Source organism: Rhodococcus tibetensis (assembly GCF_024438035.1).
Classification (GTDB): domain Bacteria; phylum Actinomycetota; class Actinomycetes; order Mycobacteriales; family Mycobacteriaceae; genus Rhodococcus_F; species Rhodococcus_F tibetensis.
Map to the genome: position 1 here is coordinate 179,708 of NZ_JANFQF010000004.1, position 12,480 is coordinate 192,187.

At 66.2% G+C, this 12,480-nt stretch carries 11 protein-coding genes; 8 read left to right on the forward strand and 3 right to left on the reverse strand.

The window, feature by feature from the left end:
* Positions 1-15: 15 nt before the first annotated feature.
* On the forward strand, positions 16-993 hold the full coding sequence (gene holA / locus NOF53_RS06475) for a DNA polymerase III subunit delta (RefSeq protein WP_255966501.1): 978 nt from the start codon (positions 16-18) through the stop codon (positions 991-993).
* Positions 994-1,062: 69 nt separating this feature from the next.
* Here the strand turns inward: holA and rpsT are convergent, their stop codons facing one another.
* Positions 1,063-1,323, reverse strand: a complete 261-nt coding sequence (rpsT, locus tag NOF53_RS06480) for a 30S ribosomal protein S20 (RefSeq protein WP_012688238.1) — start codon at positions 1,321-1,323, stop codon at positions 1,063-1,065.
* A 323-nt stretch (positions 1,324-1,646) separates the two neighbouring features.
* Between rpsT and NOF53_RS06485 the strand changes: the two genes are divergently transcribed.
* The 5 genes from NOF53_RS06485 to NOF53_RS06505 all read left to right on the forward strand — a co-directional run bounded on the left by NOF53_RS06485 (position 1,647) and on the right by NOF53_RS06505 (position 6,930).
* Positions 1,647-3,272, forward strand: a complete 1,626-nt coding sequence (locus NOF53_RS06485; protein WP_374212574.1) for a circularly permuted type 2 ATP-grasp protein — start codon at positions 1,647-1,649, stop codon at positions 3,270-3,272.
* On the forward strand, positions 3,272-4,243 hold the full coding sequence (locus NOF53_RS06490) for an alpha-E domain-containing protein (protein WP_255966504.1): 972 nt from the start codon (positions 3,272-3,274) through the stop codon (positions 4,241-4,243). Before NOF53_RS06485 ends, NOF53_RS06490 begins: the two co-directional genes overlap by 1 nt.
* A gap of 8 nt (positions 4,244-4,251) precedes the next feature.
* The gene (locus NOF53_RS06495; RefSeq protein ID WP_255966727.1) at positions 4,252-5,082 is read left to right on the forward strand and encodes a transglutaminase family protein; all 831 of its coding nucleotides are present in this window, start codon (positions 4,252-4,254) and stop codon (positions 5,080-5,082) included.
* 61 nt (positions 5,083-5,143) lie between these two features.
* Positions 5,144-5,917, forward strand: coding sequence for an aquaporin (locus NOF53_RS06500; protein ID WP_255966506.1), 774 nt, complete (start codon positions 5,144-5,146; stop codon positions 5,915-5,917).
* Positions 5,918-6,165: 248 nt separating this feature from the next.
* Positions 6,166-6,930 carry an SGNH/GDSL hydrolase family protein gene (locus NOF53_RS06505; RefSeq protein WP_374212578.1) on the forward strand — a complete coding sequence of 255 codons (765 nt, stop codon included), beginning with the start codon at positions 6,166-6,168 and terminating at the stop codon, positions 6,928-6,930.
* On the opposite strand, the gene NOF53_RS06510 is transcribed toward NOF53_RS06505, so the two are convergent.
* Entirely contained in the window at positions 6,917-7,480 is a 564-nt protein-coding gene (locus NOF53_RS06510) for a type II toxin-antitoxin system PemK/MazF family toxin (RefSeq protein ID WP_255966510.1), read from the reverse strand. The genes NOF53_RS06505 and NOF53_RS06510 overlap by 14 nt on opposite strands.
* Positions 7,481-7,545: 65 nt before the next feature.
* Here NOF53_RS06510 and lepA point away from each other — a divergent pair, with 65 nt between their 5' ends.
* A complete protein-coding gene (gene lepA, locus NOF53_RS06515; RefSeq protein ID WP_255966512.1) occupies positions 7,546-9,438 on the forward strand; it encodes a translation elongation factor 4 in 1,893 nt (630 codons plus the stop codon).
* A gap of 60 nt (positions 9,439-9,498) precedes the next feature.
* Positions 9,499-10,437 (forward strand): NAD(P)H-dependent flavin oxidoreductase, encoded by a 939-nt coding sequence (locus NOF53_RS06520; protein ID WP_255966514.1) that lies wholly within the window; start codon positions 9,499-9,501, stop codon positions 10,435-10,437.
* A 59-nt stretch (positions 10,438-10,496) separates the two neighbouring features.
* Here the strand turns inward: NOF53_RS06520 and NOF53_RS06525 are convergent, their stop codons facing one another.
* Entirely contained in the window at positions 10,497-12,473 is a 1,977-nt protein-coding gene (locus NOF53_RS06525) for a glycoside hydrolase family 15 protein (RefSeq protein ID WP_255966729.1), read from the reverse strand.
* Positions 12,474-12,480 lie beyond the last annotated feature (7 nt).

Here is a 12,480-nt window from a genome sequence, read left to right on the forward strand (position 1 = left end):
TGGCACGATTGTCGCGTGAGCACCCCATCCCAGCTCGAACAGCTTCATCTGGTCCTCGGTGACGAGGAATTCCTCGTCGACCGCGCCGTGACGAGCATCATCGCGCAGGTCCGGGCCACCGCGGCCGTCGCGGCGGGGGCCGAACTACCCGTCAACCGGTTGAGGGCAGGCGATGCCGGCGAGGCCGAGCTGGCCGAACTGCTCAGTCCCTCTCTGTTTGCGGAAGACCGGGTGGTGGTGCTCGAGTCCGCCGCGGAGGCGGGCAAGGACGCCGTCGCCCTCGTTCTCGACGCCGCTGCGGACCCGCCGCCCGGTGTCGTGATCGTGGTTCTGCACTCAGGCGGTGGGCGCGCGAAGGCGATGACCGGCTCCCTCGAGAAGCTCGGCGCGGTCACCCACCATTGCGCCAAGCTGAAATCCGGGGACATCATCGGCTTCATCCGTGGCGAGTTCCGCACCCTCGGCGTCCGCGTGTCACCCGAAGTGGTGCAGACGGTGTTCGAGGGTGTGGGCTCCAATTTGCGGGAACTTGCGGCCGCCTGCTCGCAGCTCACCGCCGACACCGGTGGCAAGATCGACGTCGCGGCCGTTCAGCGGTACTACTCGGGCAAGGCAGAAGTGACAGGGTTCGATGTCGCGGACAAAGCGGTGGCCGGGGACACGGCGGGTGCCAGGGAAGCGTTGCGGTGGGCGATGCTGCGCGGGGTACCGCACGTGCTGCTCGCGGACGCGCTCGCCGACGCGGTGCACTCGATTGCCCGGGTGGCGCCTGCCGGGAGGGGAGATCCGTTTCGGATGGCGTCCGAGCTGGGCATGCCGCCTTGGAAGATAAAGAAGGTGCAGGCCATCGCGAAAGGATGGACACCCGCCTCCGTCGGCGAAGCGTTGCGCATCGTTGCCGCCCTCAACGCAGATGTGAAAGGCGCCGCCGCGGACGCCGACTACGCCGTCGAAAGTGCGGTGGGACGCGTGTCGCTGCTACGACAGCTCTGACCGACGCACGAAAACAGCCGCTCGATCCGGGGATCGAGCGGCTGTTTGAGAGTGTACGACGAGGTGTCGTCAGATCTTGTTGACGGCCTGCGCGAGAGCAGACTTCTTGTTGGCCGCCTGGTTGGCGTGAATGACGCCCTTGCTGGCTGCCTTGTCGAGCTTGCGGCTGGTGGCGACGAGGAGTTCGTTGGCCTTGTCCTTGTCACCGGCCGCCGCAGCCTCGCGGAACGAGCGGATGGCCGTGCGCAGCGAGGACTTCACCGACTGGTTACGGAGTCGGGCCGCCTCGTTGGTACGGATCCGCTTCACCTGGGACTTGATGTTGGCCACGCGTAAAATCCTGTCGTCTTAAGCTGGATACGGTCGAGAAGCTGTGGGCGCACACATATGCACCGACAGGCGAGATTACCAGTGATCGGGGTCCGATCTCAAACCGGACGCCGGACGCGCCGAATATCCGTGCGCCTGTGCTGCTGATCGGGTGTACATGTAGCAGCATGTCTGGGATGACGCCCCCAGCATCGAAGTCGTCAACAGTAGCGAAGTCGTCGGCCACCTCGAAGTCGCCGGGAACCACGAAAGCCTCGGTCTCCGCCTCGAGCAAAAGTAGACAGAAGGGCGTAAAGGCGTCTGCAACGCAGTCGCGCGCCTCCGTGACCACACGTTCACGCAAGCCCGCGCGTCCGGCGCACGTGTTCGACGGTTATGCCGACGTCGGACGCTACGGGATGGCGTTCGACGAGATGTTCGACCGTGACGGCACTGTCCGGCCGCCCTACAAAGGTGTCTTCAAGGCCCTCGAGCCGGCGGACAGCGCGGATCTCGCCGCCCGCTCCGAGGCGCTGGGCAGGGCGTTCATCGACCAGGGCGTGACATTCTCCCTGTCCGGTCAAGAACGGCCGTTCCCCCTCGACCTGGTGCCGCGGGTCATCGCCGCCGCGGAGTGGACACGACTCGAAAAAGGCATCAAGCAGCGCGTGAAGGCGCTGGAGATGTTCCTCGACGACGTCTACGGAGAACAGCGCATCCTCCGCGATCACGTCCTCCCGAAGCGGTTGGTCACCTCGTGTGAGCACTTCCACCGGGAGGCGTCCGGCATCGTTCCACCCAACGGTGTGCGCATTCACGTGGCCGGAATCGACCTCGTCCGGGACGAGAACGGCGTATTCCGGGTGCTCGAGGACAACCTGCGGTCGCCCTCGGGAGTGTCCTACGTGATGGAGAATCGCCGCACGATGGCGCGTGTCTTCCCGGACCTCTTCATGTCGCACCGCGTGCGTTCGGTCGGCGACTACTCCACTCACCTGCTGCGCGCGCTACGGGCGTCCGCTGCCCTCAACGAGGCCGACCCCACAGTGGTGGTGCTCACTCCCGGGGTCGCGAACTCTGCCTACTTCGAGCACTCGCTGCTCGCGCGCCAGATGGGTGTGGAACTCGTCGAGGGCCGCGACCTCTTCTGCCGCGACAACATGGTCTACATGCGCACCACGGAGGGTGAGCGTCAGGTGGACGTCATCTACCGCCGTATCGACGACGATTACCTCGACCCGATGCACTTCCGGCCGGATTCGGTACTGGGCGTCGCCGGTGTTCTCAACGCCGCCCGCGCCGGCAACGTCGTCATCTCGAGTGCCGTCGGAAACGGCGTCGCGGACGACAAGTTGGTGTACACCTATGTGCCGCAGATCATCGACTACTACCTGGGGGAGAAGCCACTGCTCGCGAACGTCGACACATTCCGGTGCTGGCTCGACGACGAGTGCGAGCAGGTGCTCGACCGCGTGGACGAACTGGTGATCAAACCGGTGGAGGGGTCGGGCGGATACGGCATCGTCTTCGGTCCGGACGCCTCACCCAAGGAACTCAACACGATCACCCGGAAGATCAGGGCCGACCCGCGGGGGTGGATCGCCCAACCGTTGGTCCAGTTGTCCACGGTGCCGACCAAGATCGGTGACGAGCTCATGCCCCGGCACGTCGACCTGCGCCCGTTCGTGGTCAACGACGGCGAGGATGTATGGGTGTTGCCCGGGGGACTCACCCGGGTCGCCCTGCCCGAGGGTTCCCTCGTGGTCAATTCCAGTCAGGGCGGTGGCAGCAAGGACACGTGGGTGCTCGCCAGCCGAAGCTCGGACGAGGAACAGGAACTCGCGGGTGAGGAACTCGTCACCGAACCCGCGCAGACGGCGGAAGCCGAGCAGGGCCCCGAACTCAGCACGTCCCAGCTCCAACAGCAGCAGCAACAACAACAACAGCAGGAACGCGGAGGTGAGTGCTGATGCTGGCGAGAAACGCGGAATCGCTGTACTGGATCGGTCGCTACGTCGAGCGCGCCGACGACATGGCGCGGATTCTCGACGTCGCAGTGCATCAACTGCTCGACGACGCGTCGGTGAATCCGGACCGCACGTCCCGGCTCCTCCTGCGGGTTCTCGGAATCCCCGCGCCGAGCACGGAACTGGATGTGCGCTCGGTCACCGAACTGGTGGCTTTCAGCCGCAACCAGGTCGGTTCGATCATCGACTCGCTCGCCAGCGCACGCGAAAACGCCCGCGGCGCGCGGGAGGTCACATCGAGTGAGATGTGGGAGTGCCTCAACACCACGTACAACGGGCTCGCGGAACGCGAACGCGCAGCCAAGCGGCTGGGCCCGCACGAGTTCTTCCGCTATGTGGAGGAGCGCGCGGCGATGTTTGCCGGTCTCGCCGACTCGACGATGAGTCGTGACGACGGCTACCGCTTCCTTCTGCTCGGCCGCTCCATCGAACGTGTCGACATGCTTGCGCGAATGCTGCTGTCCCGCGCGGGCGACCGACCGTCGTCGCCGGCGTGGGTGACGGTCCTGCGCTCGGCGGGCGCTCACGACACCTATCTGCGCACCTACCGCGGCGCCCTCGACGCCAATCGAGTGGTCGAGTTCATCCTCCTCGACCGCTTGTTCCCGCGTTCGGTGTTCCATGCCATCCGCCAGGCGGAACAGTGTCTCGCAGAACTCGACCATCAACCCGACAGCCGGGTGGGGCCCCGTGCCGAGGCGCAGCGTCTGTTGGGGCGGGCACGGAGTGAACTCGAATTCCTGCCCCCCGGTGTACTCCTCGAGGACCTCCAGGACCGGTTGGTGGGATTGCAGGACACCTGCCGTGAGCTCGGAGAAGCGATCGCACTGCAGTATTTTCACGCCGCGCCGTGGGTGGCGTGGACCGATGCACGGGCCGTCGGCGCCGAAGCCGTCGTGGAGGGAGAGCTGTGAGCTGGCGAATGAGGGTGGTGCACACCACCGGATATGCCTACGACGCGCCGGTCACGTCTTCGTACAACGAGGCGAGGCTCACGCCCCGTGGCGACAGCAGACAGACGGTGATCCTCAACCGGGTCGAGACCACACCGGCCACCCGTTCGTATCGTTACACCGACTACTGGGGTACCGCGGTCACCGCATTCGATCTGCATGCACCGCACCGGGAACTCGAGGTCACAGGACTGTCGGTGGTCGAGACCGAGCCCTTCTCGGCTCCCGAGGAGTCGGTGGACTGGGACGAACTGGCCGGGCCGGCGCTGACCGACCGATTCAACGAGCAGCTCAGCAACACCCAGTACGCGCCCCGCAACCGCAAGCTCGACGTGATCGCCCGCGATCTCCAGAAGGGGCGAACCCCCGAGGAAGCCGTCGTGGCCGCGGCGGACTGGGTGCACGAGGAGATGGCGTACGTTCCCGGAACCACGGGCGTGCACACGTCGGCGGTCGAGGCCTGGGCCGAACGGGAAGGCGTCTGCCAGGATTACGCCCACCTGACCCTCGTCCTGTTGCGCAGCATGGGAATTCCCAGCCGATACGTGTCGGGCTATCTGCACCCGAAAGCTGATGCGCCACTGGATGACACGATCGCGGGGGAGAGCCACGCCTGGGTGGAGGCGTGGACCGGCGCGTGGTGGGGATACGACCCCACCAACGCGGTCGCCGTCAACGAGCAGCATGTGTCGGTGGGCATCGGGCGGGACTACGCCGATGTTCCGCCGCTGAAGGGGATCTTCTCGGGAGGGCAGGCAACAGACCTGGAAGTTGTCGTGGAGATCACCCGCCTGGCGTAAAGTCCGGCGCAGAACTGTGGAAAGCAAGGACTAACGATCCATTCCGACGAAGGTGGGTTCAATGTCTCCAACCGCACAGGAATACGTAGAGGTCGAGCCGATCTCGGATCTCAAGAAGTACTCGGCCGAGGCAATCGGTACCTTCGTGCTGGTTTTCTCGGCAGTGGGCACGGCGGTGTTCGCGGGGGCCAAGGTCGGCAATCTCGGTGTGGCTCTGGCTTTCGGACTGACACTCCTCTTCCTCGTCTACGCCATCGGTCCCATCTCGGGGTGTCACGTCAATCCGGCCGTCACCATCGGGCATCTCGCCCTCGGCCGAGTGTCGGTGGCCCGGGCCGGCCTGTACATCGTGGCCCAAATTATCGGTGGTCTCCTCGCAGGTCTCGTCATCTACGCAATCGCGCAGAGCCTGCCGTCCTACGACCGTGCCGCCGACGGACTCGGGGCCAACGGCTGGGGTGAGCACAGCCCCTCCGCCATCAAAGGCCCGCTGGGCGGGATCCTCGAGAACGGATACGGCATCGGTGCTGCGATGATCGTCGAGGTTCTCCTCACCGCCCTGCTGGTATTCGTCGTCCTGGCCTCGACCGACCAGATCTCGGACGTACCGCTGGCCGGTGTGTCCATCGGTTTCACGCTCGCGGTGATCCACCTGGTGTCGATTCCGATCGACAACACGTCGGTGAACCCCGCGCGCAGTCTCGCCGTCGCTCCATATCAGGACGACGCTCTGCAGCAGGTGTGGTTGTTCCTCGTCTTTCCCCTGATCGGCGGTGCAGTGGGCGCCCTGGCCTACCGCTCGCTGTTCGGCAGGTACGACCGCCTGCAGAGTTGACGCAGCGAGTTCCCCTGGAACGAATGCCGGGCACGCACCCACCGGTGCGTGCCCGGCATTACTGTCAACCGGTCGTCGTCATCGTCCACCTCTGGTCGTCCGACACCGAGACGAGCAGGGGACACGCGATGTCGAACAGCCGGGGCCTGCGGGCCGCACTGGTGTTGTGCGCGGTGGTGGGGGCGACGGGGCTCGTCCCTGCGGCCGCGACCGCCGAACCGACAGTGCCGCAGCGCGGCGTGCACTACGTGGCGCTCGGCGACTCCCGCGCATCCGGGCCCCTCGTCGAGGCGTCGGCGCACCGCGACCTGTGCCTGCGGTCACCCGAGCAGAACTACCCTGCCGAGCTTGCGCGGCTGATCGGCGCGTCCGAATTCACGGACGTCACGTGCTCGGCGGCCAAGCCCGCCCACGTCCTCGATACCCCGCAATTCGTCGGGACTCGCTTCGCGCCGCCCCAGATCGAGGCCCTGCGCGCGGACACGGACCTCGTGACGCTCAGTATCGGGGGAGGCGGATCCAACCACCTCGCCGTGTCGGTGCGTTGCGTCGCGATCGCTCCAGAGGCGGACGCACGGTGCCGAAACAATCCGCGCGCCGAGCAACTCGCCACCTTGGGGATCGCCGAGATGGCGCCCAGGGTGGACGCGGTGGTGGCGGCAATCGTGGCGAAGGCCTCGAACGCCGAGGTGTATCTGATCGGACACGGAGGTTCGGTCGGCCACCGCGGCTGCTGGCCCAACCTGCCGTTGTCCGACGCCGATGCCGTGTGGCTGAGCGGATACTTCGACCGGTTCAACCAGATCTACGTCGATGCCGCCGCCCGGCACGGGGTCCACTACATCGACATCGCCGGGGCCTCGATCGGCGGCGGACACGACGCCTGTGCGCCGGACGACCAGCGGTGGTTCGAGGGAATTCTGCCGCGCTCGCCTGCCGAACCCGCCCACCCCAACGAGCTGGCGATGGCCGCCATCGCCGAAATGGTCGCGGCGGATATCACTGCCAGCTGAAATCCGCTCTCAGCCGCCTCGCCACGAGCTCGAACGTGTCCCGCTCCATGACGGCGCCCTCGCGCCGGATCCCTTCCTCGGGCACGTCGAGCACCCGATCGAGGCGGACCCAGCTCGGTCGACCTTCGGAGTCCCAGGATCCCGAACCGATCGCGATCCAGTCCCGGTCACCGTCGTGCTTGCTCTGCGAAGACAACATCAGGCCCAGCAAGGTCGCGCCGTCGCGGCCGACAACGAGAACGGGGCGGTCCTTTCCCTGCGCCGGATCTTCCTCGTACGCCACCCACGTCCACACGATCTCGCCCGGATCCGCACGTCCGTCGAGGTCGGGGGAGTACTGGACCTTGCGTGCCCGGTGCGCCGTCGGCGCGGAATTCGCGGTGACCGGGCGTCCCGGGCTCGGCTTCGGCGCGGTGGCCGCGGAACCGGTCAGCACACCGGCTGCACGGTCGAGTGCGCCCGACTTCTGCAGCTGCTGCAGCAACTGGGGACCTCGGTCCCGCGCCAGTCTGGCCAACGTCTTACCGATGCTGCTCCACGTGCTTGCCATGGCCGTCGAGCTTAGTGCGTGTATGCCGCAGCAGCCGGAGTCCGGTGGCTTGGATATCCTGACAGGTGACAGTGGTCCGGAACCGGGCCGGTGCCGGTCCAGGTAAGGGGTCCCCCATCAGCAGCTTCGCCGACAAGACATTCACGGATCCCGCACAGATCCGGAATTTCTGCATCATCGCGCACATCGATCACGGCAAGTCGACGCTGGCCGACCGCATGCTTCAGCTCACCGGCGTGGTCGAGGAACGGCAGATGCGGGCCCAGTACCTCGACCGTATGGACATCGAGCGCGAACGCGGCATCACGATCAAGGCGCAGAACGTCCGGTTGCCGTGGAAGGTGGGTGACGAGGAGTTCGTCATGCACCTCATCGACACGCCCGGACACGTCGACTTCACGTACGAGGTCTCCCGTGCGCTCGAGGCGTGCGAGGGTGCCGTGTTACTGGTCGACGCTGCGCAGGGCATCGAGGCTCAAACCCTGGCCAACCTGTACCTGGCGATGGAGAAGGACCTCACCATCATCCCGGTGCTCAACAAGATCGATCTTCCTGCCGCCGACCCCGACCGCTACGCCGAGGAAATTGCGCACATCACCGGCTGCGAGCCGGGTGACGTGCTGCGCGTGTCCGGCAAGACGGGTGTGGGCGTCAAGGAACTTCTCGACGAGGTGGTCAAGCAGATTCCGGCGCCGGTCGGCGACGCCGACGGACCGGCGCGCGCGATGATCTTCGACTCCGTGTATGACGCCTACCGCGGCGTCGTCACGTATGTCCGCGTGGTCGACGGGCGGATCTCCCCGCGCGAGAAGATCACCATGATGTCCACCGGCACCACTCACGACCTCATCGAGGTCGGCATCATCTCGCCGGAGCCGAAGGCCAGCATCGGACTCGGTGTCGGCGAGGTCGGCTACCTCATCACCGGCGTGAAGGACGTGCGCCAGTCGCGAGTCGGTGACACCGTCACCGCGGCCCGCGGCGGCGCCACCGAACCGCTCGTCGGCTACCGCGATCCCAAGCCGATGGTCTATTCGGGTCTCTACCCCCTCGACGGCTCCGACTACCCGGTGCTGCGCGACGCTCTGGACAAGCTGCGCCTCAACGACGCCGCACTCGCTTACGAGCCGGAGACGTCGGTGGCGCTCGGATTCGGCTTCCGGTGCGGGTTCCTCGGACTGCTGCACATGGAGATCACCCGCGACCGCCTCGAGCGCGAGTTCGGCCTCGAACTGATCTCCACCTCACCCAACGTGGTGTACCGCGTGGTGATGGAGGACGGCGCCGAGCACGTCGTCACCAACCCGTCGTATTGGCCGGAGGGCAAGATCCGCGAGGTGTACGAGCCGATGGTCAAGTGCACCGTCATCGCGCCCAGCGAGTTCATCGGCGCCATCATGGAACTGTGCCAGAACCGGCGCGGTGAACTCGGCGGCATGGACTACCTGTCGGAAACCCGCGTCGAACTGCGCTACGAAATGCCCATGGGCGAGATCATGTTCGACTTCTTCGATGCGCTGAAATCGCGGACCAAGGGATACGCGAGCCTCGACTACGAAGAGTCGGGTGAACAGCAGGCGGATCTGGTGAAGGTCGACATCCTGCTGCAGGGCGAGGCCGTCGACGCGTTCTCGTCTATCGTGCACCGGTCCGCTGCCGGCGCCTACGGTGGCCGGATGACGTCCAAGCTGCGCGAGCTCATTCCCCGTCAGCAGTTCGAGGTGCCTATCCAGGCGGCCATCGGCGCGAAGATCATCTCCCGTGAGAACATTCGCGCCATCCGCAAGGACGTGCTCGCCAAGTGTTACGGCGGCGACATCAGCCGAAAGCGCAAGCTGCTCGAGAAGCAGAAGGAGGGCAAGAAGCGCATGAAGACCATTGGGCGAGTAGAAGTTCCGCAGGAGGCTTTTGTCGCCGCGTTGTCCTCCGAAGCGGTCGGGGACAAGCCGAAGAAGTAGCGCAGCCCAGGCCTCGAGGTGTTCTCCTCCGGGGTGTCCGAACGAAAGTAGGTACGCGGCGTGGCAATCGAAACCTGGCTGACCCGGACTCTCGGAATCGAGGTGCCGATCTTCGGAGCCCCGATGGGAGGACGCGCCGGCGGGACCCTCGTCGGCGAGGTGTCGAAGGCGGGCGGACTGGGCCTGCTCGGCGCCGCGCGCTATGCCACCGCGGAGTGGATCGCGGAGGAGACGGCGATTGCGCGCGGTATCGGCGGAGATGCCTTCGGGATCGGCCTGATGACGTGGTCCCTCGACGACAACGACGCCCTGCTCGACGCCGCTCTCGCGCAGAACCCGCGGGTGGTCTCGCTCTCGTTCGGCGACCCCGCACCGTACGTGAAGCGGGTACACGACATCGGCGCGCTCGTGGTGTGCCAGGTCAACACCGTCGAGGATCTGCGCGTGGTGGAGGCCGCCGGTGCGGACTTCGTCATCGCCCAGGGCGGGGAAGCCGGCGGTCACACCGGGCAGATCGGGACGCTGCCTCTGCTGCAGGAAATCCTCGAGGCCACGTCGTTGCCCGTGCTGGCCGCAGGAGGAATCGCGACGGGCCGCGGCCTTGCCGCCGTGATCGCCGCCGGCGCCGAGGGCGCGATGATCGGCACCGCACTCCTCGCGAGCCCCGAGACCATCGGACCGGAGTACGCGCGGAACAAGTTGATCGCTGCGGGCAGCGCCGACACCGTCTACACCTCGGTGTTCGACCAGGCGCGCAGTCAGCCCTGGCCCTCGCGCTGGGGTGGCCGCGCCTTGCGCAACGACTTCACCGGTAAGTGGCACGACGCCGGTGCTGCGGAGAGCGAACTCGCCGCGGCGTACGACCCCGCGAATCCCGACCTCGGCGTCGTGTACGCGGGCGAAGCCGCCGGGCTGGTCAATTCCGAGCGGCCCGCCGGAGCCGTGGTCCGCCAGATCGCCGCCGATGCAGAACGATTGCTGCAGCGCTTCGCCCAGTGACGGCAGCGAAGGTACCTGCTGAACCACGTCCTGCCCAGCGTGAGGAAGTAGCCACCCGATCAGACGGTCTGATGCGCCGGCTGGAAACTACCCGCCGCGGCCTCTTCGGCGCGGATGACGTGGACCACCGCGTTGATCAACGCCAGGTGCGTGAACGCCTGCGGGAAGTTGCCCAGATGTCGTCCCGACGCCGGGTCGATCTCCTCGGCGTACAGCTTCAGGGGACTTGCGAAGCCCAGGAGCCGGTTACACAGATCCTTCGCTCGGTCCAGTTCACCGATCTCGACGAGCGCCGACACCAGCCAGAACGAACAGATCGTGAACGTGCCCTCCTTGCCCACGAGCCCGTCGTCGGTGGTCTCCACCTGGTAGCGCAGGACGAGGCCGCCCTCGGTCAGTTCGTCGGCGATGGCAAGGACCGTGGCACGGATGCGGGGATCGTCTGCCGGAAGAAACCGCAGTAGCGGGGCCAGCAGGAGTGAGGCATCGAGGTCGTCGCTGCCGTAGCGCTGAGTGAAGACACCGCGTCGATCCACCCCGTGCTCGAGGATGTCCTCCTTGATCTCGTCGGCGAGGTCCGACCACTGCTGGGCGTAGCTCGTCTCGCCCTGCTGGTCGGCGAGTTTGGCGCCGCGGTCGAGCGCCACCCAGCACATAATTTTCGACGAGGTGAAGTGCTGGGGCTCGCCGCGCACCTCCCAGATGCCGCGGTCCGGATGCCGCCAATGCTTGACTGCCTCCTCCACCTGACGTTTGAGCATCGGCCACAACGTTTCGGGCACTCGTTCCCGCGACTTCACGTGCAGGTACACCGAGTCGAGGATGGTTCCCCAGATGTCGTGCTGATTCTGGTTGTACGCACCGTTTCCGATGCGCACCGGCCTCGCCCCGCCGTACCCGGACAGATGGTTCAGCTCCGCCTCTTCGAGGGTCTGCTCGCCGCCGACGCCGTACATGACTTGAAGCGGATGGTGATTGCCGTCCTCGGACGCCGAGACGTCGTAGATGAAGGAGAAGAAATCGTTGGCTTCACGATCGAGCCCGAGGCTGTACAGGCCCCACAGTGCAAAGGTCGAATCGCGAACCCATGCGTACCGATAGTCCCAGTTACGCTCTCCGCCGGGTGTTTCCGGCAGGGAGGTGGTGGACGCGGCCAGCAGGGCGCCCGTCGGCGCATACGTCAAACCCTTGAGTGCGAGCGCGCTGCGCTGGAGGTATCCGCGCCACTTGTGGTCGGGGAAGCGGCCGATGGTGATCCATTCGCGCCAGCACTTTGCGGTGTGCCACATCTTCTCGGCGGCCTCGTCGAACGTCTGGGGAGCGGGCAGGTGCGACCAGGACAGTGCGACGAACACGTTGTCGCCCTCCACCATGCGGGTTCGGGCCCGGGCCTCGCGGCCCTCGAGGCCGATCTTCAGGTTGGTGGTCAGCCGCAGCACCGGGTGATCGCCGGGTCCGCTCGAGTTGCAGTTGGCCGTGGCTTCCTCGTACACCTTGCCCGTGTACTCCCAGTGCGCTGTGCCACGATGATAGTCGAAGGCCGGTTCGCAGCTCATCTCGAATTCGACCGTTCCGTTGACGCACTTGACCGTCCGCAGCAGGACGTGTTCGGCGTCCCAGTCGGTAGGTGTCCGCCGATGGGAGCGGGAGCGTTGCTCGGTGTTGTGCCACGGGCCGAGTACCAGTGCGTCGCGGACGATCAGCCACCCGGTCTCCGTCTGCCAGGTGGTCTCGACGATCAGACCGCCCGGCAGATAGCGGCGGGCCGCGGGGACGTTCTGCCCGTACGGTCCGATGCGGAAGTGGCCGGCGCTGCGATCGAGGATTGCGCCGAAGACGCTGGGGGAGTCGGGACGTGGGATGCACATCCATTCGACGGCCCCATTGCGAGCGATCAGGCACGTGGTTTCACAGTCCGAGAGGAACGCGTAGTCGTCGATGGGCGGAAACGTGTCGTGCCGATGATGCCCGCCGGATGCGGTCTTACCCGGGGTCGTCGGCCCGAACGGAAGCTTCTGGTTCTCGGTGGACACCATCTGGACA